Annotated in this window: 24 protein-coding genes; 12 read left to right on the top strand and 12 right to left on the bottom strand. The window is 66.7% G+C overall.

The window, feature by feature from the left end; translation table 11 throughout:
* Positions 1–16 precede the first annotated feature (16 nt).
* On the top strand, positions 17–1,180 hold the full coding sequence (locus tag L6Q67_RS02465) for a UbiH/UbiF family hydroxylase (RefSeq protein ID WP_296564721.1): 1,164 nt from the start codon (positions 17–19) through the stop codon (positions 1,178–1,180).
* 41 nt (positions 1,181–1,221) lie between these two features.
* On the top strand, positions 1,222–1,950 hold the full coding sequence (locus tag L6Q67_RS02460) for a DsbC family protein (protein WP_296564717.1): 729 nt from the start codon (positions 1,222–1,224) through the stop codon (positions 1,948–1,950).
* Between the two features lie 54 nt (positions 1,951–2,004).
* On the opposite strand, the gene L6Q67_RS02455 is transcribed toward L6Q67_RS02460, so the two are convergent.
* The gene (locus L6Q67_RS02455) at positions 2,005–2,853 is read right to left on the bottom strand and encodes an EAL domain-containing protein (protein WP_296564714.1); all 849 of its coding nucleotides are present in this window, start codon (positions 2,851–2,853) and stop codon (positions 2,005–2,007) included.
* Between the two features lie 139 nt (positions 2,854–2,992).
* The gene (locus L6Q67_RS02450) at positions 2,993–4,237 is read right to left on the bottom strand and encodes an MltA domain-containing protein (RefSeq protein WP_296564712.1); all 1,245 of its coding nucleotides are present in this window, start codon (positions 4,235–4,237) and stop codon (positions 2,993–2,995) included.
* A gap of 188 nt (positions 4,238–4,425) precedes the next feature.
* Here L6Q67_RS02450 and L6Q67_RS02445 point away from each other — a divergent pair, with 188 nt between their 5' ends.
* Both L6Q67_RS02445 and L6Q67_RS02440 read left to right on the top strand, forming a co-directional pair.
* Positions 4,426–5,289 (top strand): ATP-binding protein, encoded by an 864-nt coding sequence (locus tag L6Q67_RS02445; protein ID WP_296564709.1) that lies wholly within the window; start codon positions 4,426–4,428, stop codon positions 5,287–5,289.
* Positions 5,286–6,224 carry a Nudix family hydrolase gene (locus L6Q67_RS02440; RefSeq protein ID WP_296564705.1) on the top strand — a complete coding sequence of 313 codons (939 nt, stop codon included), beginning with the start codon at positions 5,286–5,288 and terminating at the stop codon, positions 6,222–6,224. The genes L6Q67_RS02445 and L6Q67_RS02440 overlap by 4 nt, the downstream gene beginning before the upstream one ends.
* 26 nt (positions 6,225–6,250) lie before the next feature.
* Here L6Q67_RS02440 and L6Q67_RS02435 read toward each other — a convergent pair whose 3' ends face one another.
* From L6Q67_RS02435 to glnA, 10 genes are all read right to left on the bottom strand, one after another.
* Complete coding sequence (locus L6Q67_RS02435; protein ID WP_296564702.1) at positions 6,251–6,457, bottom strand: DNA gyrase inhibitor YacG; 207 nt, start codon at positions 6,455–6,457, stop codon at positions 6,251–6,253.
* Positions 6,454–7,209 carry a cell division protein ZapD gene (gene zapD / locus L6Q67_RS02430; protein ID WP_296564699.1) on the bottom strand — a complete coding sequence of 252 codons (756 nt, stop codon included), beginning with the start codon at positions 7,207–7,209 and terminating at the stop codon, positions 6,454–6,456. Before zapD ends, L6Q67_RS02435 begins: the two co-directional genes overlap by 4 nt.
* A gap of 60 nt (positions 7,210–7,269) precedes the next feature.
* Entirely contained in the window at positions 7,270–7,893 is a 624-nt protein-coding gene (gene coaE / locus L6Q67_RS02425; protein WP_296564698.1) for a dephospho-CoA kinase, read from the bottom strand.
* Positions 7,890–8,663 (bottom strand): SPOR domain-containing protein, encoded by a 774-nt coding sequence (locus L6Q67_RS02420; protein WP_296564695.1) that lies wholly within the window; start codon positions 8,661–8,663, stop codon positions 7,890–7,892. The genes coaE and L6Q67_RS02420 overlap by 4 nt, the downstream gene beginning before the upstream one ends.
* Before the next feature lie 74 nt (positions 8,664–8,737).
* Positions 8,738–9,457 (bottom strand): type III pantothenate kinase, encoded by a 720-nt coding sequence (locus L6Q67_RS02415; protein ID WP_296564692.1) that lies wholly within the window; start codon positions 9,455–9,457, stop codon positions 8,738–8,740.
* On the bottom strand, positions 9,457–10,260 hold the full coding sequence (locus L6Q67_RS02410; RefSeq protein WP_296564689.1) for a biotin--[acetyl-CoA-carboxylase] ligase: 804 nt from the start codon (positions 10,258–10,260) through the stop codon (positions 9,457–9,459). The genes L6Q67_RS02415 and L6Q67_RS02410 overlap by 1 nt, the downstream gene beginning before the upstream one ends.
* A 131-nt stretch (positions 10,261–10,391) precedes the next feature.
* Entirely contained in the window at positions 10,392–11,795 is a 1,404-nt protein-coding gene (ntrC, locus tag L6Q67_RS02405) for a nitrogen regulation protein NR(I) (protein ID WP_296564686.1), read from the bottom strand.
* Positions 11,796–11,875: 80 nt separating this feature from the next.
* Positions 11,876–12,949: a nitrogen regulation protein NR(II) gene (glnL, locus tag L6Q67_RS02400; RefSeq protein WP_296564685.1), complete on the bottom strand. Its 1,074-nt coding sequence runs from the start codon at positions 12,947–12,949 to the stop codon at positions 11,876–11,878.
* A 79-nt stretch (positions 12,950–13,028) separates the two neighbouring features.
* On the bottom strand, positions 13,029–13,517 hold the full coding sequence (locus tag L6Q67_RS02395; RefSeq protein ID WP_296564683.1) for a DUF4124 domain-containing protein: 489 nt from the start codon (positions 13,515–13,517) through the stop codon (positions 13,029–13,031).
* Between the two features lie 145 nt (positions 13,518–13,662).
* On the bottom strand, positions 13,663–15,072 hold the full coding sequence (gene glnA, locus L6Q67_RS02390) for a type I glutamate--ammonia ligase (protein WP_296564681.1): 1,410 nt from the start codon (positions 15,070–15,072) through the stop codon (positions 13,663–13,665).
* A gap of 353 nt (positions 15,073–15,425) precedes the next feature.
* Here glnA and L6Q67_RS02385 point away from each other — a divergent pair, with 353 nt between their 5' ends.
* The 8 genes from L6Q67_RS02385 (at position 15,426) to cysK (ending at position 21,756) form a co-directional block, all read left to right on the top strand.
* Positions 15,426–15,878 (top strand): rhodanese-like domain-containing protein, encoded by a 453-nt coding sequence (locus L6Q67_RS02385; protein ID WP_296564678.1) that lies wholly within the window; start codon positions 15,426–15,428, stop codon positions 15,876–15,878.
* An 18-nt stretch (positions 15,879–15,896) separates the two neighbouring features.
* Positions 15,897–16,997: a quinolinate synthase NadA gene (nadA, locus tag L6Q67_RS02380; RefSeq protein ID WP_296564675.1), complete on the top strand. Its 1,101-nt coding sequence runs from the start codon at positions 15,897–15,899 to the stop codon at positions 16,995–16,997.
* A 110-nt stretch (positions 16,998–17,107) separates the two neighbouring features.
* Positions 17,108–17,857, top strand: coding sequence for an endonuclease/exonuclease/phosphatase family protein (locus L6Q67_RS02375; protein WP_296564664.1), 750 nt, complete (start codon positions 17,108–17,110; stop codon positions 17,855–17,857).
* Positions 17,858–17,861: 4 nt separating this feature from the next.
* The gene (gene clsB / locus L6Q67_RS02370) at positions 17,862–19,022 is read left to right on the top strand and encodes a cardiolipin synthase ClsB (protein ID WP_296564656.1); all 1,161 of its coding nucleotides are present in this window, start codon (positions 17,862–17,864) and stop codon (positions 19,020–19,022) included.
* 77 nt (positions 19,023–19,099) lie between these two features.
* The gene (rfaE2, locus tag L6Q67_RS02365) at positions 19,100–19,585 is read left to right on the top strand and encodes a D-glycero-beta-D-manno-heptose 1-phosphate adenylyltransferase (RefSeq protein ID WP_296564653.1); all 486 of its coding nucleotides are present in this window, start codon (positions 19,100–19,102) and stop codon (positions 19,583–19,585) included.
* A gap of 59 nt (positions 19,586–19,644) precedes the next feature.
* Positions 19,645–20,025: an antitoxin Xre-like helix-turn-helix domain-containing protein gene (locus L6Q67_RS02360; protein WP_296564651.1), complete on the top strand. Its 381-nt coding sequence runs from the start codon at positions 19,645–19,647 to the stop codon at positions 20,023–20,025.
* Complete coding sequence (locus tag L6Q67_RS02355) at positions 19,985–20,734, top strand: RES family NAD+ phosphorylase (protein WP_296564649.1); 750 nt, start codon at positions 19,985–19,987, stop codon at positions 20,732–20,734. The genes L6Q67_RS02360 and L6Q67_RS02355 overlap by 41 nt, the downstream gene beginning before the upstream one ends.
* An 89-nt stretch (positions 20,735–20,823) precedes the next feature.
* Entirely contained in the window at positions 20,824–21,756 is a 933-nt protein-coding gene (gene cysK / locus L6Q67_RS02350) for a cysteine synthase A (protein WP_296564646.1), read from the top strand.
* The last annotated feature ends 13 nt before the right edge of the window (positions 21,757–21,769 follow it).

Genomic DNA, 21,769 nt, shown 5'->3' with positions numbered 1-21,769 from the left:
CGCAGGAGATTTCCCCATGAAATTCGATGTACTCGTCGTAGGCGCCGGGCTTGCCGGCGCAGCCCTCGCCGCCGCCCTGCGCGGCAGCCGCCTCAAAGTCGGTATCGTGGAAGCCCGCCCCCCGGCCCGGCCCACTGGCTGGGACCCCCGCATCTACGCCATCAGCGCCGCCAATGTGGACTTCCTGTCCTCCATCGGCATCTGGCAGCACCTGGACCCACAACGGCTGGCCCCGGTTTACGACATGGAGATCCATGGCGACGCCGGCGGACGGCTGGATTTTTCGGCTTACGACTGCGGCCTGCGCGAACTCGCCTGGATTCTCGAATCCAGCCAGATGCAGCTGGAGCTGTGGGAGACCGTCAAGCGCCAGCACAACGTCACCCTGCTCTGCCCCGCCGCCCCGACCGCCCTCGCCTTCGAAGAGGACAGCGCCTGCCTGACCCTGGCCGACGGCCGCCGCCTGGAATCCAGGCTCATCGTCGCGGCGGATGGCCGCGATTCGTGGGTCCGGGACGCCGCCGGCATTGGCGCCCGCAACACGCCCTACGACGAAAAAGGCGTGGTCGCCAACTTCCGCTGTGAGAAGCCCCACCGCAACACCGCCTTCCAGTGGTTCCGCCCCGACGGCGTACTGGCCTATCTGCCCCTGCCCGGGGACTACATGTCCATGGTCTGGTCCGCCCCCGACGCCCTGGCCGACGAACTCGTCTCCCTGTCGCCGGAGGCGCTCGCCCTGCGGGTTGGCGAAGCCAGCGATTTCCGCCTGGGCGCCCTCGAAACCGTCACCCCGGCCGCCGCCTTCCCGCTGCGCCTGATGCGCGTCGAAACCGTGGTCAAACCCCGCCTGGCCCTGATTGGCGACGCTGCCCACGCCATTCACCCCCTGTCGGGTCATGGCATCAACCTGGGCTACCAGGATGCCCGCGTGCTCGCCGAGCAGCTCGCCGCCCTCGACCCCTGGCGGGATCCGGGCGAACTCTCCATCCTGCGCGCCTACGCCCGCGCCCGCGCCGAAGAAACCGCCCTGCTCCAGTACACCACCCATGGGCTCAACCGGCTGTTCAAGCCCGCCGACCCGCTCCTTTCGGGTCTGCGCAATCTTGGACTGAACCTCACCAACCGCCTGCCGGTCGTACGCAATGCGCTGGTCCGATACGCCATCGCCGGCCGTTTCTGACCACACCGAGCCCCACCTGCCCCTTCCCTGGAGATTCCCGGATGAAATTCCCCTTCGTACGTTCGCTGCTCGCCACCCTTTTCCTCGCAGCGGGCGTCGCCCACGCGGCCGATGAAAACTCGGTCAAGAAAAACGTCGAGAACTTTCTCAACGCCCCCGCCGTGGAGAGCATCAAGAAGACCCCCTATGGTGGCCTGTACGAAGTCGTGCTCAAGTCGGGCGAACTGCTCTACACCGACGCCAATGTCAGCTTCCTGATCGACGGCAGCCTGATCGATGCCAAGACCCGTAAGAACATCACCCAGGCGCGCATGGCCCAGCTGATGAAGATCGACTTCGCCACCCTGCCCCTCGACCAGGCCATCAAGCAGGTGAAGGGCAACGGCAAACGGGTGATCGCCAGCTTCGAAGACCCCAACTGCGGCTACTGCAAGCGCCTCGCCAAGGATCTGCTGGGCCTCAAGGACGCAACGGTATACACCTTCCTGTACCCCATCCTCAGCCCGGACTCCACCGAGAAATCGAAGAACATCTGGTGCGCGAAGGACCGGGCCGCAGCCTGGAACGACTGGATGACCGCCGGCAAGACGCCCGCCGCCGCAGCCGCCGGCTGCGACACCAGCGCCATCGACAAGAACGTGGCCCTCGGCCAGAAGATCAAGGTCAGCGGCACCCCGACCATCTTCACCGCCGACGGCAACCGTCTGCCCGGCGCCGTGCCCCTGGCCCAGCTCGAGCAGGCCATGACCCAGGCCGCAGGCGGCAAGTAAGACTTCGGAAAACCGGGGCCGGCCTGGGCCAACAGGCCCGCCGCCCCACGCCGCTCAGGCCGCTTCGCGGGGCTGGCGCGGCCGCACCACCGGCAGGCAGTGGGCAGCCGGACGGCCGATGCGATAGCCCTGCAGCCAGTCCACGCCGGCATCCTGCGCCACCTGCAGTTGCAGGGGGTTCTCGATGCACTGGCACACCACCCGGGCACCCAGACGCCGGATTTCTCCGCTGAGCTCCGTCATCACCCGCTTGGCCAGGCTCAGATGGCCGGCGTGGCCGATCAGGCTGCGATCAAGCTTGACGATATCGGGCGCAAGCGCTTCCAGCCGATCCAGGCAGGCCGTGTGGCGGCCAAAATTGTCGATGGCCACCCGGTAGCCCCGCGCCTGGTAAGCGGCTATCGCAGACCTCAGGCGCGAGATGCCATCAAAGCCGTCATCGGACAGCTCCAGCACGATCCGCTCGGAGGTCAGGCCACAGCGCGCCAGGATGGACTCGAACACATGTCCATGGTGCTCACGCACCACCCGCAGCAGCTGCGGGTGGATGTTGAGGGCCAGGAAGCCCCCGTGCTGCTCCCGCTCCAGCAGGAAATTGAGGGCGTGCAAGGTGCGCACCAGCCGGTCCAGGTAAACCAGCTCATGATCGTCAGCGGCCTCCAGGAACACGCCCTGGGTCGGCCCGCCCGACCACTCCCCGGCCAGCACCTGGAGATGCGCCTCATGGCCGATCACCTGCCCGCTGAGCCGTTCGACCACTGGCTGAAACAGGCTGCCCAGCACATTGCCACGAAACTGCGCCCGAACCTGCCCATCCACAATCGCAAGGCAGTCCTCGCCCCCGGCACTGCGGGCGAGCCGGTTGCGCTTGTTGAAATAGTGAACCAGTTCGGTGAGGGGCACGGTGGTCTCCGTAATCATGCAGATCGGATCGCGTCAATGAACAGGGACGCGAGCTTCGCACGATAGCCAGGGCCACCGTGCCAGCGAACCAAGAATTTACGCAAAAGTTATTACAAATCTACGCTTTCACGCATCCGTGCTATCGAGGCACCTGATCCCTGGGCCATAAGACCCACATTTCCCCCTTCTGACGCATCCGCCCGGCAAGGGCGCCCGCGTCGGCGCCAAAGCCCCAGAAGAAATCCCCGCGCACGCCGCCCTTGATCGCACTCCCCGTATCCTGGGCCAGCATGAGACGGCGCAGGGGCTGGGGGCTGTTGGGTTGAGTGGTGGCCAGAAACACCGGTGCCCCTAGGGGAATGCTGCGCGGATCCACCGCCAGGCTGCGCCCTTCGGTCAGCGGCTGCCCCAGGGCGCCCACCGGACCACCGCCGGACTGGGCCACCTCACGGAAGAAGATGTAGCTCGGATTGGCGTTGAGCATCTCCTGCAGACGCCCGGGGTTGGCCCGCGCCCAGTTTTTGATGCCCTCCATGGACGCCTGCTCCAGCTTCATCTCACCCTTGTCCACCAGCCAGCGCCCGATGGACTGATAGGGATGACCGTTGGCGTCGCCATAGGCCAGCCGCAGCACGCTCCCGTCAGGCAGCTGGACCCGCCCGGAACCCTGCACCTGGAGGAAGAACAGTTCGACGGCATCCTCGGCGTAGAGCAGGGTCTTGCCGGCAAAGCGCTCCGCCTGGCGGGCCACCTCGGCACGGGTGTAATAGGGCACGACCCGGTTGCCGACCAGCCGCCCGCGCACCCGCTGCCCCTTCAGGTCCGGAAAGACATCCCCCATGTCGATGGTCAGCAGATCATCCGGCACGCCATGCACCGGCCACGGGTACGCCTTGCTACGGCTGCGGCTGCCCTTGATCAGGGGCTCGTAATAGCCGGTGACCAGCCCTTCCCGGGTGCCGTCCGCGTTCAGCACCCGCCAGGGGCTCAGACGTGCCTCGAAGAAACGCCGTGCCGCGGTGCCCCCCGGGTTCTCACCCAGGGCTCTGGCCGCATCGCACACCGGCCGCCACACCGCCTGCCGGCTCACTGCCCGGCAGGAGACCAGAAAGGCCGGCCATGCCTCCTCCACCGGATCGGCCGCCCAGCTCGGCAGATCCGACCAGTCGGCGGCCTGCAGGGGCCGCGCCAGGGCTTGAGGCGCAGGCGCGCCCCCTGTTGCGGGTGCGCCAGCAGGGGGCGGGAAAGTCGGCGCAGACGGCACCGGAGCAGGCGTGCTCACCGGCGCACGGGCCGGCTCGCTCACCGGCCTGGGGGAACCGGCGCAGGCCGCCAGAAGAAACACCGGAAAAAGAACGGACAGACGGGAAAAGGCGGGAAACATGGATGGGGTAAACTCCTGGCTTGCTGTCGATACCCGCCCGAGTATAACCACCGCTTTGCCGGACCGGGCCTGCGAAAGGGAACATCCATGTGGCTGATCGGCCTTGAACTCGGCATCGTCGCCGTGCTGCTCATCATCGTCGCCCTGGCCCTGCGCAGCCCCAAGAACAAGGATACGGACGCCCCTCCATGACTGACCTCAACCACTTCCTGGCCCGCGCCGAACGACTGCTCGAGCGCCTTGAACATTTTCTCCCGGCGGCCCCGCAGGCACCCGACTGGCAGGCCTCAAGCGCCTTCCGCTGGCGCCGCAAGGGCAACGCCGCCGGCCTGCAGGCCGTGCTTCACCCCCACCAGATCCGTCTCGCCGACCTACAGGACATCGACGACAAGAAGGCCCGCATCGTCGCCAACACGCGCCAGTTCCTGAACGGCAAGCGGGCCAACAACGTGCTTCTTACCGGCGCCCGGGGCACCGGCAAGTCCTCCCTGGTCAAGGCCCTGCTGACCGAATATGCCGCCGAAGGCCTGCGCCTGATCGAGGTGGACAAGGATGATCTGATCGACCTTCCCGACATCGTCGAGCTGCTGGAAGGGCGCCCCGAACGCTTCATCCTGTTCACCGACGATCTGTCCTTCGAAGACGGCGAACCCGCCTACAAGGCGCTGAAGAGTGTCCTCGACGGATCCCTGGCGGCGGTACCCGACAACGTGCTGATCTACGCCACCTCCAACCGCCGCCACCTGATGCCGGAGTATTTCTCCGAAAATGCCGCCACCAAACACAAGGACGGCGAAGTGCACCCCGCCGAAGCGGTTGAAGAGAAGATCTCCCTGTCCGAGCGCTTCGGTCTGTGGATCTCCTTTTACCCCTTCAGCCAGGACGAATACCTGGCGGTGGTGAACCACTGGCTGGGCGAGTTCGGCGTACCCGCCGACGCCATCCCTGCGTCCCGCGGCGAGGCTCTGCAATGGGCACTGCTGCGCGGCTCGCGCAGCGGCCGGGTGGCCTGGCAGTTTGCCCGGGACTACGCTGGACGCTTCGAACAATGAGAAAGATCGTGCATGTGGCCGCCGCCGTCATCACCCGGCCCGACGGCAGCTTCCTGGTCGGGCAGCGGGCCGCCGACACCTTCTACCCGGGCTACTGGGAATTCCCCGGCGGCAAGGTCGAAGCCGGCGAAACCGCCCGCGAGGCCCTGATCCGCGAACTTCGCGAGGAGCTCGACATGGAAGTCCTGGAAGCCTGGCCGTGGCTGACCCGGGAGCACCTCTACGAGCACGCCCACGTCAATCTGCACTTCTTCGAAGTGCCGGCCTGGCGGGGCGAGATCCACGACCGGGTGCACGCCGCCCTCTCGTGGCAGCACGCCGCGAGCATGAGCGTCGAGCCCATGCTGCCGGCCAACGGCCCCATCCTCAAGGCCCTGCGCCTGCCCCGCCGGATGGCCATCACCCAGGCCGCCGAGATCGGCATCGACACCCAGCTGGCGCGCCTCGACCAGGCCCTGGCCGGCGGCCTGCGCCTGGTCCAGATCCGCGAACCCGGCCTGCCAGCCAACGACAGGGAAGCCTTCGCCCAGGCCGTGCTGGCACGCACCCGGGCCGCGGGCGCCATCACCCTGATCAATGACGACGTGGATCTCGCCGTCCGCATCGGTGCCGACGGTGTGCATCTGCCGGCGCGCCGGCTGGCAGCGCTCGATACCCGCCCGGAGCTGGAATGGGTCGGCGCCTCCTGCCACACCCGCAGCGAACTGGAACAGGCCGCAGCCCTGGGGCTCGACTATGCCCTGCTCGGCGCAGTCAAGCCCACCGCCAGCCACCCGGAACGCGACGGAATCGGCTGGGACGGTTTTGCAGCCCGGGCACACACCCTGCCGCTGCCGGTATTTGCCCTGGGCGGGCTCACCCCCGATGACCTGGACACGGCGAAAGCCCACGGCGCCCACGGCGTAGCGGGCATCCGGAGTTTCTGGCTGGGCTAAGACGGAAGAAGCGGCCGGCAGGCCGCTCAGTGACGCAGATCGCGGAGGGGATCGGACTCGTCATCGAGGGGCGAATCCCCCTCGACACGATAGCTGTCGGTCGCCCAGGCACCCAGATCAATCAGACGGCAGCGCTCGGAACAGAACGGGCGCTGCGGGCTCTGGGGGCCCCAGACGACGGCGGTACCGCAGGTGGGGCACTTGACACTGCGGGGCTTGGGAGAATCGCTCACAGATTGCAGAAAGTCAGTTCAAAGGCGATGTCCATGTCCGCCTGGCGCGGCCGGACCACCGTCTCGGCGTTCATGAAGCGCACGTTCAGGGCGTATTTGTTGGCGCTGGTCTCGGGAACGCACATGGCCGTCGAGGCCACGCGGATGCGGATCATCTGGGCTGTACGCCCGCCCATGGTCTGCTGGAAGGCCCCCCGCAGGGCCATCAGCTCTTCCGGCCGGCCACTGGCCCGCAGCAGGCGCAGCACGATGGCCAGCCCGTCACGGATGGGCAGCAGAGGATGCACCCAGGCGCCGAGATCGCGGCGACGGGACTCAACCTCCCGGTTGAGCCAGTGGTGGTAGGAAGGCAGGTCGAACTCGCAGGCACCACCGGGAATCGCGGCGCGGCTGCGGATGTTCATCAGCCACTCGTTCTCCCGCAGATATTGGCCGGTCTTGCCGGCCATGGCGAGCAGGGAAGCGGACGCCTGTTCTATCTCGTAGAGGGCACCGGACAGGGCCTCTTCGGATATCTGCGGATTGTTGCGGAAGGAGAGCAGGATCTGACGCTGGCGTTCGAGCTCCTGGACCAGGTCCACCTTGAGATCGGCGCGGCCGGCCACTTCAAGGATCTCGAACAGGGTCAGCAAGGCCACATGGTGCTCAAGTGAGCCTTCGGCCCGCACGAAATGTGTGACCTTCTCAAACAGGTGCTCGAGCCGTAGAAGCGTGCGGATCCTCTCGTTGAGCGGATATTCGTAGGTGATCACGCGCGCGCCTGGGCCTGGGTGGGGTATCGGTGTATGTCTGTCTGACCGCGGCGAATCATATCACAGGCCTCCCGGGGGCGCGGCGAGGGCCAGGTAGCGGTGGTGCAGCCCGGCCACCTGCGTCCGCAGCGCCTCCAGCGAACCGGCGTTGTCCACCACGTCATCCGCCGCGGCCAGCCGCTCCGCCCGGCTGGCCTGGGCGGCCATGATGGCGCGCACCTGGGGCTCATCGAGACCGCTCCGCTGCATGACGCGGGCCACCTGGACTGCTTCGGGACAGTCCACCACGCACAGCCGCTGCACGCGCTCCCGGTAGGTGCCGGATTCGATCAGCAGGGGTACGGCCAGAATGACGTAGGGCGCGCTGGCCGCCAGGCACTGGCGCTCGCTCTCCTGACGGATCATGGGATGGAGAATGGCTTCGAGGCGCTTGCGTGCGTCCGGACTTTCGAAGGCCAGTGCACGCATGGCCGGGCGATTCAAGGCGCCGTCGCCGCTCAGCACACCGTCGCCAAAGGCCTCGCGGATGGCGACCATGGCCGCTCCGCCGGGAGCGGTAAGGGCGTGGGCAATCCGGTCGGTATCGACAATTCCGGCCCCCAGCTCAGCGAAGCGGTCGGCTGCCGCGCTCTTGCCACTACCGATGCCGCCAGTCAGGCCGACAATGAAAGGCCCGGCGCTCACGGGCTGCACTCAAGACGGCTGGCACCACGCAGCCGCTCCGAGAGATCGCTGGCCAGGGTCGCCAGGCTGTCACCGGGGCCACGCACCTCGATGCGCGTGACGCCCGCCCCCCGGGCGGTGATCTGGGCACTGCGCACGCCCTTATCCTTGAGCGCCTCCAGCAGCCGGGTGGCTGCAGCCTCGCTCTTGTACAGGCCGAGGGACACGGCAAACTGGTTGGGGCCCGGGTCCTGCATGATGAACAGGTCATCCACTCCAAGGCGGCGCAGCTCGGCGGCCTTCTTGTCGGCGCCCTCGCGGCTGCCCTGGGCCGGGATATTCACCCACCACGACGAGGGCGCATCGCTGCGCGTCTCGCTGAGTTTGAAGCCCGTTCCGGCCTTGGCGATACGCGCTGTCAGCTCCCGTGCCTGATCGACGCTCAGCCCGGCAAACACCACGCAGGCCTGGGGGGCCACCGCGTCTGCGACGGCCTTTTCCGGGGCCTTGTCTGCCGCCTTCTCGTCATCCTTCTTCTCTGCCTGCTTTTCAGCCTTCTCGTCGACCGGAGCGTCGTCCGGCTCGGCGGCAGGCGCGGATCTCGTCACCACCGGCGGCGGTGCCGGCGGCCGGGCTTCCGTCATGAGGCGCAGGCGCTCGGGGTTGAGCTGATTGCTGAGCCTCTCGGGCTCGCCATAGGACGCAGCACCGCCAAGCCAGCCCTTCCACAGGGCGAGGGCCAGCAGGTTGGCAAAGATCAGGATGATGACAGCGACACGTAGTGGGGCCATGGCAGCAAGACTAACCGATACGAGGACACGGGAAAAGGCGCCCGCGGCAGGGCGCCATGAAGGCCTGCAGCACCCTATCCGGCCTGGCGCATGCAGGCCAGACCCTCCAGCACCAGGTTGTCCACCTCCCGTAAGGGGCATTCCAGCAGCGGCGCCAGCGCGGCGGCGGCGCCACCGTTGAGCAGACAGACGCTGCCCGGCTCGCCGGCCACCAGACGGAACATGCGCTCGATCGCGCCGAGCTGGGCATGCAGGCAACCGGTCTGGATGGCATCGGCGGTACGCCGCGGAGTGCGCTCGAAACGTCCGTCGGAAAAAGGCAGCTGGGCCGTGTCGCGGGCCAGGGAGAGGCGCATCAGATCGAGGCCGGGCAAGATCACGCCGCCTTGGAAGACCCCCTGACCGTCCAGCACATCGGCCGTGGTAGCGGTGCCGGAGGTGACCACCAGCGCAGCCCCGCCATGCAGCGCCCTGGCGCCGACCAGCGCCGCCCAGCGGTCGGCCCCCAGGCGCGAGGGATCGAGATAGGCATTGCGCACACCATAACCTTCGTCCAGGGGGCGTATCCACTCGGCTGTCAGACCGGCCTGCTTGAGGAAGGCCCCGAGCCGCCCGCCCACCGTGGCGCCAGCCACATTGGCTCCGAGCATGCGGTCCACCGGCCCCAGGCCGGCGAGTACGTCGGCGAAGCCATCCAGGGCGCTCAGGAGCACGGCCCCCTGGCCGCACCACCCCTTGCCGTCATGCAGGCCCCACTTGAGGCGGGTGTTGCCTACGTCGAGAAGCAGATCCATCAGGCAAGCCTCAGGGACACTTCACCCGACAGCACCCGGCGCAACCCGTCTGCGGTGTTCAGCAGCAGCGCGCCGTCCTCATCCACGCCGGCACAGATGCCGCTCAAGGCTTCGGCCTCGCCGGAGATGCTCACCGGCAGATCGGCAAAGGCATTGCGTTGCTGCCACGCCCCACGCAGGGCGGAAAAGCCCGCCGCGGCATACACCTCGAAGAGGCGATGGAGCTGTACCAGCACCCGCCCCAGCAGCTCGCTCGGGCCGGGAGCGCACCCCAGGCTGTCGGCCAGATCGGTCACGCCGGTGGCGTATTCCACCTCCGCATCGGGAGGCAGATGCAGATTGATGCCGATGCCGACCACCGCCGCCGGAGTCCGCCCTCGACCGGGAGTGAGCTCGACGAGGATGCCCGCCAGCTTGCGCCCATGCACCAGCACATCGTTGGGCCACTTGAGCTGCACCCCCTCGACGCCGAGATCCTCCAGCGCCCGCGCCACCGCCAGCCCGGCCACCAGGGACAGGCCGGCGGGCACCGGCGAGCCCGGGGCAAAACGCCACAGGGCCGAGAAGGTCAGACTGGCCCCGGGCCACGACTGCCACACCCGTCCGCGCCGCCCGCGCCCCGAGGTCTGCACGTCGGCAGCGAGCACATGCACGCGACCATCATCGGGCGGCAAATCGGCCAGCAGACGGGTATTGGTGGAATCGCACTCCGCCAGGAGCACCACTGAAAAGGCGCCGGCCAGGTCACCCAGCGCAGCCGCCACCGCCCCCGCATCGAGGGCTTCGTAATCGGAACGGTCCAAGAATCGATTCCCGGCTAATGGAAACAAGCCGGTCATTATGGAGTATGGCGGGCGCCCTGCGCAGTGGGCGCGGCGTGTTGATGGCGCGGAGCACGTGCAAGACACCGGCTCCGCGACTCAGGAAGGCCGTTTCAGACCGGGTCCGGATCCTCAAGGCCCAGCTCCTGGATCTTGCGGGTGATGGTGTTGCGGCCGATCCCGAGCAGCTGGGCTGCCTCGATGCGGCGTCCGCCGGTGGCCGCCAGGGCGCGCCGGATGAGGATGCGCTCGAAATCCTTGCTCAGGCGGTCGAAGACCTCGCCCGGATTCTGGGCCAGGGACCGGTCAGCTTCGGCCATCAGGGCGTCGCCCCAGTTGGCGGGCTGCTCCCGGGTAGGCTGATCCTTCAGCTCGGGAGGCAGATCGGCCACCTCCACCGTCTGGCCGGGGGCCATCACGGTGAGCCAGTGACAGAGGTTCTCGAGCTGGCGCACGTTGCCGGGAAAATCCAGGCTCTGGAGATATTTGAGGGTGCTTTCCGACAGGCGCTTGGCCTCGACGCCCAGCTCCTGGGCCGACAGGGCGATGAAGTGCTTGGCCAGGGGCGGAATGTCTTCGCGACGCTCGCGCAGGGGCGGCAGACGCAGGCGGATCACGTTGAGGCGGTGGAACAGATCCTCCCGGAACAGGCCCTGACGGACGCGCTCTTCCATGTTCTGGTGGGTGGCGGCGATGACCCGCACATTGGCCTTGATGGGCTGATGCCCGCCGACCCGGTAGAAGTTGTTGTCCGACAGCACCCGCAGCAGACGGGTCTGGAGCTCGGCAGGCATGTCGCCAATCTCATCGAGAAACAGGGTGCCGCCTTCGGCCTGCTCGAAACGCCCCCGGCGCATGGTCTGGGCGCCGGTGAAGGCGCCACGCTCGTGGCCGAAGAGCTCGGACTCCAGCAGGTCGCGGGGAATGGCAGCGGTATTGATGGCAATGAAGGGGGCGTCCTTGCGCGGGCTGTGGCGATGCAGGGCGCGGGCGACGAGTTCCTTGCCCGAGCCTGACTCGCCGTTGATCAGCACCGTGGCGTGGGACTGGGACAGGCGGCCGATGGCCCGGAAGACCTCCTGCATGGCCGGGGCCTGGCCGAGGATCTCGGGCACGGCGCTGAGCACTTCTTCCGAACCCGCCTGATGGGCGCTTTCGTCGATGGCGCGGCGCACCAGCTCGACCGCCTGATCCACGTCGAAGGGCTTGGGAAGGTACTCGAAAGCCCCTCCCTGGAAGGCGGCAACCGCACTGTCCAGATCGGAGTAGGCCGTCATGATGATCACCGGCATGTGCGGAAAGCGCGCCTTGACCTTGGACAGCAAGGTCAGACCCGACTCGCCGGGCATGCGGATGTCCGAGAGCAGCACCCGTGGCGCCTGGGAGGAGCTCTCCAGCGCCGCCAGCACCTCGCCGGCAGACCCGAAGCTCTTGTACGGGATCTCTTCCCGGGCCAGGGCCTTCTCCAGCACCCACCGGATCGAGCGGTCATCATCAACTATCCATACTGCATTCATGTCATTCACGCGCACAAGTCTGATACAGGCAAACAAAGGGGTTCAAAGAACGGGCACCATTGTGGTGCATCATCGTTCACTCATGATTCCAGGTCCCTGGCGATCGGCAGGAAGATCGTGAAACAGGTGCGCCCCGGGCGGGACTCCACCTCGATCGCGCCCTGATGCTGCTCGATGAAACTCTGGGCCAGGGACAAACCCAGGCCACTACCGTTCTCCCGACCGGACACCAGGGGATAGAAAATCTTGTCGCGAATGCTGTCCGGGATGCCCGGACCGTTGTCGATCACCTGCAGCTGCAAAGCCAGCTTGAAGCGGCGCTTGGCCAGGGTGACCTGACGGGCCGCCCGGGTGCGCAGCACGATCTCGCCATCACCGTGCAGGGCCTGGGCCGCGTTACGGGCGATGTTGAGGATCGCCTGGATCAGCTGCTCCCGGTCACCGGTGATGTAGGGCAGGCTGGTGTCGTAATCCCGCCGCACACCCACGGACGGAAACTCGGCCAGGATCAGGCGCCGGACCCGCTCCAGCACGTCATGGGGATTGAGCTGGGACGGTTGCATCATCCGGTGGGAGGTGAGCAGCCGGTTCATGAGGTCTTGCAGGCGGTCCACCTCGGCGATGATCACCTGGGTGTATTCACGGAGCTGCGGGTCGTCCAGCTCGCGCTCCAGCAGCTGGGCGGAGCCGCGAATGCCGCCGAGGGGATTCTTGATCTCGTGGGCCAGATTGCGGATCAGCTCGCGGCTCGCCTGTTGTTGGTGCGCCAGCTGCTCCTCGCGCGCCACTTTAAGGTGCGCGTCCATCGGACGAAACTCCAGAAGCAGGCGCGCATTGACCGAATCGACCGGTGTGACGGTGCAGTCGAGCTGCAAGGTCTCCATTCCGGGGCGTGCCACGGTCAGATTGTGTCCGGTGTAGCTCCAGTTGTCCCGCAGGACATTATTCAGTGCATTGGCCAGCCCAACCGGCTCACCAAGCAGGCGGCGCAGGGAATAGCCGACGATCTTGCGGCTGCTTGCCGCAAACAGGTTCTCCGCCCCGGGGTTCAGGTAGCGAACGATGAACTCGTCGTCCACCAGCACCACGGCAGAGGACAGCAGCTCAAGGCCGGCGAAAGGAGAGACGGGGCTGGGGGGCTGGTCGTTTTGCATATGGGCAGATCAATGCAAGAAGCAGACCACTTGCCCAGGCAATCATCGACATGCCCACCCGGCGCGGCGATGCCGGCCATCAGCGGAGATTCGCGATCTCCTTGCGCAGGGCTTCGATGTTGCGCTCGTGGATCTGCAGCTTGTCCTTGTAAGGCTGCAAGCGCTCAAGGGCCTTCTGGTAGTTGCGCTCGTCGGAACGGACACTCTCCTGGCTTGCCAGCTCCTTCCGGGCCGCATCCAGCGCCCGTTGTTCGCTGGCCAGTTCTTCGTCGAGGATGCGGCGCCGATCACTGTCGCGCGCCTTTTGGGTGCCGGTATCAACCTTGGGAAAGCCCGCCCCCGCAGATGATGCACTACTTTGGGGCACAGCGGCAGGACGTGAAGGCCCTGGCCCGGGAACCGACGAAACCGCCTGATCACGCGCCAGCAGGCTGCACCCCCGCCCGGACGCCTTGGTGTTGGTATAGGTGATGTGGCCGGCCTCATCGACACACTTGTAGATGTCCGCCCAGGCCGGCGAAAAGCACAGCAGGGCAGCCAGCGAAAGGGAGATTTTCGGGATCATCATCAGCACAGGTTATTCCGGAAGCGGAGCTAGTGTAGGGGCCGGTCCGGCCAAACACAAACGCCGGCCGGAAACAAAAGGACGGGCCTGAGCCCGTCCTTGAGTAACGCAGCAACCGGCCAGCACGCTGACCGGCCCGATCCGGAGATCAGATGGCGTAGTACATCTCGAACTCGACCGGGTGCACTTCGACGCGCAGACGGTTCACTTCTTCCTGCTTGAGGGCAATGAAGGAGTCGATGAAGTCATTGCTGAACACACCGCCACGGGTCAGGAACTCGCGGTCCTTGTCCAGAGCTTCCAGGGCCTGTTCGAGGCTGGAGCAGACGGTCGGGATGAGCGCGTCTTCTTCCGGCGGCAGGTCGTAGAGGTTCTTGTCGGCGGGGTCGCCCGGGTGGATCTTGTTCTGGATGCCGTCGAGGCCGGCCATCATCAGCGCGGCGAAGCACAGGTAGGGGTTCGCGCCCGGATCCGGGAAACGGGTCTCGATGCGGCGGGCCTTTTCGCTGTTCACGAACGGGATCCGGATGGAAGCGGAACGGTTCTTGGCAGAGTAAGCCAGCTTCACCGGAGCTTCGTAGTGCGGAACCAGACGCTTGTAGGAGTTGGTCAGCGGGTTGGTGATGGCGTTCAGGGCCTTGGCGTGCTTGATGATGCCGCCGATGTAGAACAGGGCGGTCTCGGACAGACCAGCGTAGCCGTTGCCGGCGAACAGGTTCTTGCCGTCCTTCCAGATGGACTGGTGCACGTGCATGCCGGAACCGTTGTCACCAACGATGGGCTTGGGCATGAAGGTGGCGGTCTTGCCATACTGGTGGGCGACGTTCTGAACGATGTACTTCAGGATCTGGGTCTGGTCAGCGCGACGCACCAGAGTGTCGAACTTGGTACCGATTTCGTTCTGGCCGGCGTTCGCCACTTCATGGTGATGCACTTCAACCGGCACGCCGCAGGCTTCGAGAGCCAGGCACATGGCGGCACGCATGTCATTGAAGGAATCAACCGGGGGAACGGGGAAGTAGCCGCCCTTCACTGCGGGACGATAGCCGGTGTTGCCACCTTCGTACTTGATGTCGGACGACCAGGCACCTTCTTCGGAGAAGATCTTGTGGTAGGCGCCGGACATGTCCACCTTCCACTCGACGGAGTCGAAGATGAAGAATTCGGGTTCCGGACCAAAGTAGGCGGTGTCACCGATACCGGAGGACTTCAGGTAAGCCTCGGCACGGTTGGCGATGGAGCGCGGGTCACGATCGTAGCCCTTGCCATCGGCCGGGTCGATAACGTCACAGGACAGGACCAGGGTGGTCTCGTCGAAGAACGGGTCGATGTAGGCGGTGTTGGGGTCCGGCATCAGCAGCATGTCGGAGGCCTGGATACCCTTCCAGCCCGCGATGGAGGAACCGTCAAAGGCATGACCGCTTTCGAACTTGTCTTCATCGAAGGCGCTGACGGGCACACCGACGTGGTGTTCCTTACCCTTGGTGTCGGTGAAGCGGAAGTCGACGAACTTGACTTCGTTCTCCTGGACGATCTTCATGACGTCTTGCGGGGTCATATAACTCACTCCTAACGGGTTGAATCTGCTGCGCAGTGGGAAAGATGTAGTGGTTACAACAATAAGTCAGGCAACCAGGCAAGCAGAAAGCATGCCACCCTGAAAACTAAATCACCCTATTGTGCCACAAGGCCCCTGCCGGGCGCCCCACAAAAAACAGGCACCAATATGGTGCCTTGTTTTCACAAAACGCCCAGAAATGGTGCATTTGTGGCATCGCGGTCCGCTGCCATGCCACACAACAAGGCGCGACCCGCCCCACGTCCTGCACGCATCCCACCCTGAACACATCCCTTGCGGCACCGGGGTGCGGCGGTATACTCGCAAACCCCTCATCTCATCGGATGCGTGCCATGGGAAAACTCAGTGAAACCCTCGCCCTCGCCCAGGAGCGGGCCCGCAGTCTGGGCCTTCCCTATGCAGGCGCCCTCACCCCCCGGGAAGCCTGGGAGGTGCTCCAGCTCGCCCCCGGCTCGAAGCTGGTGGACGTGCGCACCCGCGCCGAATGGGACTGGGTCGGCCGCGTCCCGAACGCCGTCGAGATCGAATGGATGCTCTACCCGGGCAACGAGCCCAACCCCCACTTCCTGGCCCAGTTCAAGCGCCAGGTCGATCCGGAGGCGCTGGTGATGTTCCTGTGCCGCAGCGGCGCGCGCTCCAACGCTGCCTCCACGCTGGCGGCCAACTCGGGCTACACCAACGCCTACAATATTCTGGAAGGCTTCGAGGGCGACAAGGACGCCAGCGGCCACCGCAACAAGGTCGGAGGCTGGCGCCATGCCAGCCTGCCGTGGACCCAGGGCTGAACACCACAGGACAAGCAGATGCAAGCCGTTCCCATCAGTTTCGACCGTTTCAACACCCTTTCCGACGTCGATGCCCACGCGCGCATCCGCGCTGCCCGTGAGCGCCTCGGCGACCGGGCCGTGCTGCTGTGCCACCACTACCAGCGCGCCGACGTCTATCAGTACGCCGACCTGACCGGCGACTCCCTCAAGCTGTCGCGCCTGGCCTCGGAGACCGACGCCGAGTTCATCGTGTTCTGCGGGGTGCACTTCATGGCCGAAGTGGCGGACATCATGTCCAAGCCCCACCAGCAGGCCATCCTCCCCGATCTGGCCGCCGGCTGTTCGATGGCCGACATGGCCAACCTGGCCAAGGTCGAGCGCTGCTGGCGCGAGCTGGCCGAGGTCCTCGAGACCCCGGATGCGCTGATCACCCCCGTCACCTACATCAACTCCGCCGCCGACCTGAAGGCCTTCTGCGGCGAACACGGTGGCATCGTGTGCACCTCCACCAACGCCCCCACCATCCTCGACTGGGCCTTCGCCCAGCGCGAGAAGGTGCTGTTCTTCCCCGACCAGCACCTGGGCCGCTGGACGGGCTTCAAGAAGGGCATCCCCCTGGATGAAATGGTGGTGTGGGACCCGGACCTCGAATACGGCGGCCTCAGCGTCGAGCAGATCCGCAACGCCAAGATCCTGCTGTGGAAGGGGCACTGCTCGGTGCACCAGATGTTCCAGCCGGCGCACATCATCAAGTTCCGCAATCAATACCCGGACGGCAAGGTGATCTCCCACCCGGAGAGCGCCCTCGAGGTGTGCCGCCAGTCCGACTACGTGGGCTCCACCGAGTACATCATCAACGTGATCAAGGGCTCCGCGCCCGGCACCCGCTGGCTGGTGGGTACCGAGCTGAACCTGGTCAATCGCCTGGCGGAAGAGGTCAAGCCCGAGGGCAAGATCGTCCAGTTCATGGCCCCCACCGTATGCATGTGCTCGACCATGCAGCGCATCGACCCCCAGCACCTGGCCTGGACCCTCGAGAACCTGGCGGACGGCAAGGTGGTCAATCACATCACCGTGCCCGAGCATGAAGCCAGGCTGGCCAAGCTGGCCCTGGAGCGGATGCTGGCCGTCTCTTGAGGCAGCCGCTTCAAGCCCGGCTCAAGACGGCGCCCACGGGCGCCGTTTTTCATGGAATGCGGCATGCAGTGCCCCGCCGTTGAAGGCAGAATGGATACGAAGGAGATCCGATGAGCACCCTGCGCATCTGCACCTACAACATCCACAAGGGCTTTTCCCAGTTCAACCGGCGCCTGTCCATTCACGACCTGCGTGACCGCCTGCGCCTGCTGGGTGCCGACGTGGTCTTCCTGCAGGAGGTGCAGGGCATGCACCTGCGCCACGCCCGGCGCCACGCCGACTGGCCCGAGCAGCCCCAGCACGAATTCCTGGCCGGCGACATGTGGCAGCAGACAGCCTACGGCGGCAACGCGGTCTATGACCACGGCCACCACGGCAACGCCATCCTCAGCCGTCACCCCATCCTGTCCCAGGCCAACGAAGACGTCTCGGACCACCGTTTCGAGAGCCGTGGCCTGCTCCACTGCGAGATCCACGTGGCCAACGTGAACCGGCCGGTGCATTGCGTGTGCGTGCACCTGGGCCTCACCGCCGGCAGCCGGCGGCGCCAGATGGCCGCCCTGGTCCGGCGCCTGGACGCCCTCGCCCCCGATGGCGCACCGCTGATCATCGCCGGTGACTTCAACGACTGGCGCAACCACGCCGACGACTGCCTCACCGGCCAGCTGGGCGTGACCGAGGCCTTCGTGTCCATCCGCGGCCGCCCGGCCCGCAGCTTTCCCAGCACGGTGCCGGTGCTGCGCCTCGACCGCATCTATGTGCGGGGCTTCCAGGTGGACAAGGCCGAAGTCCATTACGGTCCGCCATGGAGCCAGATCTCCGACCACGCCGCCCTCACGGCGCACTTGCGCCCACGCTGAGCTCATGAGCATCGCCTGGCACCCCGGCAACGCCCTGACCCTGCTCGAGAACGGCGCCGAGTTCTTTCCGGCCCTGACCGCCGCCATCGACGCCGCCCACAGCGAGATCTATCTCGAGACCTACATCTTCGCCAGCGACGAGACCGGCCAGGAGGTCTCCCAGGCGCTCCAGCGGGCCGCCCGCCGGGGTGTCACCGTGCGGCTGCTGGTGGATGGCTTTGGTGGCCGCGAATTTGTCGACGAGATGATGGACGCGCTGAGCGCAGCGGGCGTGCATGTGCTGATCTATCGCCGCGAGGTCAGCACCCTGTCCCTGCGCCGGCGCCGCCTGCGCCGCCTGCACCGCAAGCTCGCCGTGGTGGATGGCCGCATCGCCTTTGTCGGCGGCATCAACATCGTCAGCGACTTTGAAGACCCCAAGATCGCCGCCCCCCGCCAGGATTACGCCGTGCGCCTCGAAGGGCCGCTCCTCGCCCCCATCCATGCCACCGTGCGGCGGGTCTGGGAGCTGGTCGCATGGGCCTCCTTCCGGCGGCGCCTGCGCCTCGTCGGCAAGCCCCCGGCCTGCCCTCTGCCCTGTGGTGACGTGGACGCCGCCCTGGTGATCCGCGACAACATCCGGCACCGGCACGACATCGAAAACGCCTACCTGCTGGGCATCGCCGGCGCCCGCCGCGACATCCTGCTGGCCAACGCCTACTTCCTGCCCGGGCGGCGCTTCCGCCAGGCCCTGCTCGACGCCGCCCGGCGCGGCGTGCGCATCACCCTGCTCATCCAGGGCCTCGCCGATCACCCGCTGCAACAGCGCGCGACCCGGGCGCTCTATGGCCAGCTCCTCGACGCCGGCATCCGCATCGTCGAATATCACCGCAGCTATCTCCACGCCAAGGTGGCCGTCATCGACGACCACTGGGCCACCGTAGGCTCCAGCAACATCGACCCCTTCAGCCTGCTGCTGGCCCGCGAGGCCAACCTGCTGGTGCGTCACCCGGGTTTCGCCACCACCCTGCGCGGCCGCCTGGAGCAGGCCATCGCCGCCGGCGGCCAGGAGATCCACCCGGCCCGCTGGCAACGGGGCTCCACCCTCCAGCGCCTGATCAACTGGACCGCCTACGGCCTGGTCCGGCTGATGATCGGCATTGCCGGCTACGGCAACCGGCACTGAGCGCCGCCACGGGGCCCCTTCGCCCTGGCCGCCCGGTAGCCCATAATTCCGCCTCAGCGCCCCAATCGGACCTATCCATGTACCCCGCACCCGCCTTCGAAGCCCGCATCTGCCCACCTGACCAACTCAGGGAGCGCATCGCCAGCCTGCCCCGCCCCCTGGTGTTCACCAACGGCTGTTTCGACATCCTGCACCGGGGTCACGTCACCTACCTGGCCCAGGCCCGCGCCCTGGGCGCCGCCATGGTGGTAGCCCTCAACAGCGACGCCTCGGTGCGCCGCCAGGGCAAGGGCGACGACCGGCCCATCAACACCCTGCAGGACCGCCTGGCGGTGATGGCCGCCCTCGGCTGCGTCGACCTGGTGACCTGGTTCGACGAGGACACCCCCATTGCCCCCATCCTCGCCTGCCAGCCCGACGTGCTGGTCAAGGGCGGCGACTGGCCGGTGGACCGCATTGTCGGCGCTACCGAGACCCTGGCCCGGGGCGGGAGCGTTCACTCCATTCCCTTCGAACACCAGCGCTCCACCACCGCACTCCTCGACAAGATCCGCCGGCTCTGAGCAAGAAACCTTTCTCCAGAAAGAGATCAAACCTATAATTTCTGAGGAAAGGAGGCATCATGACCGCCCTCGCCCGCTCCATCCCGCCCAAACCCGAGGCCGCTGCCGTGCTCGGCAAGGCCGTGGCCCGCGCCGCCGAAAGGCTTGGCCTGTCCCGCACGCTGCTGGCCCAGGTCCTGGGCGTCAGCCCGGCCAGCGTCAGCCGCCTGTGCGCCGGCAACTATCACCTCGACCCGAAACGCAAGGAGTGGGACTTTGCCCTGCTGCTGGTGCGCCTGTTCCGGGCCCTCGACTCCATCGTCGGGGACGAAGCCACCGCCCGCAAATGGCTGGCCAGCGACAACCTGGCGCTCAACGGCCGCCCCGTCGACCTGATCCGCAACACCGAAGGCCTGGTGCGTGTCGTTCACTACCTGGACGCCTCCCGCGCTGTCGTCTGAGGCCCGCCCCTGGCAGGCCCCGGTCTGGCGCATGGTCGAGGCCCAGCACGTCGCCTCCACCATGAAGCTGGTGGACGACCTGGCCGAACAGGATCTCCTCGAAGACCTGCTCGAAGGCAGCAAGCCCCCCATCGCCGCTGGCACCGCAGACCTCGACTACCTGCTGGCCGCGCCTTTCCGCTACAGCCCCCTGCGGGGTGGTTCGCGCTTCCGCAGCGCGGCCGACCCGGGGGTCTTCTACGGTGCCGACAGCGTCGCCACCGCCTGCGCAGAGCTCGGCTACTGGCGCTGGCGCTTCCTGCGCGATGCACCCGCCCTGCAGCGACTCGACCCGGTGGCCCACACCGCCTTCCGCACCCGCATCGCCACCGGCGCCATCGACCTGCGCCAGCCGCCCCTGGACCGGGACCAGGCCGCCTGGACGCACCCCCGGGATTACACCGCCACCCAGGCCCTCGCCCGCCACGCCCGGGAGGCGGCCATCGGCGCCATCCTGTATGCCTCCGTGCGCGCTCCGGGCCCGGCCTGGTGTGCCGCCGTCCTAACACCGGGCGCCTTCGCCCACCGGGCTCCCGAACAGCCCACCCAGACCTGGTGGCTGGCAGTGGGCCAGGAGCAGGTGCAATGGCGGCGGGATAGCGAGGCGCTCGTCTTCGATACGGCCCGATGGGCGGACAGCCCGGCGGCCTCACCCCGGGGAATTATTTGAATATTTCTTCTTGATCTAAAACAAGGACAGATACAGCTCTAGAATGAATTAAGCGTTCATTCACCGACTTTCAGACACGGAGACCAACCATGCGCATCGCCAACAACGTAGCCGAGCTGATCGGCAACACCCCCCTGGTAAAGCTCAACCGCCTCGCGCCAGCCAGCGGCGCCACCGTGGCCCTCAAGCTGGAGTTCTTCAATCCGGCCCACAGCGTCAAGGACCGCATCGCCGCCGCCATGCTCGACGCCGCCGAAGCCGCCGGCAAGATCAAGCCCGACACCATCATCCTCGAGCCCACCTCCGGCAACACCGGCATCGGCCTGGCCATGGTGTGCGCCGCCCGGGGCTACAAGTGTGCCTTCGTGATGCCCGAGACCATGAGCCGCGAGCGCAAGCTGCTGCTCAAGGCCTATGGCGCCGACCTGATCCTCACCCCCGGCCCCGAGGGCATGCCCGGCGCCGTGAAGAAAGCCGAGGAGCTGGCCGCCGCCGACCCGCGCTACTTCATCCCCCAGCAGTTCGAGAACCCTGCCAACCCGGCCGTCCACCGCAAGACCACGGCCGAGGAAATCTGGGCCGACACCGACGGCCAGGTGGACATCTTCGTCTCCGGCGTGGGCACCGGCGGCACCGTCACCGGCGTGGGCGAGGTGCTCAAGGCGCGCAAGCCCGGGGTCAAGGTGGTGGCCGTGGAACCCGCCGCCAGCCCCATCCTGTCCGGCGGCCAGCGTGGCCCCCACCCCATCCAGGGCATCGGCGCGGGCTTCGTGCCGGGCGTTCTCAACACCGGTGTCTACGACGAAGTCGTGCAGGTGCCCAACGACGCGGCCCTGGACGTGGCCCGCCGCCTGGCCACCGAGGAAGGTCTGCTGGTCGGCATCTCTTCCGGCGCCGCCGTGTGGGCGGCCCTACAGGTGGCCGAGCGCCCCGAGAACGCCGGCAAGCTGATCGTCGTGATCATCCCGTCCTTTGGCGAACGCTACCTGTCCACCGTGCTCTTCCAGCATCTGGAAGTCTGAACGCCGGGAGCCT

Source organism: Zoogloea sp. (genome assembly GCF_023150065.1).
GTDB lineage: Bacteria > Pseudomonadota > Gammaproteobacteria > Burkholderiales > Rhodocyclaceae > Zoogloea.
This window is presented reverse-complemented; position numbering and strand designations above follow the sequence as displayed.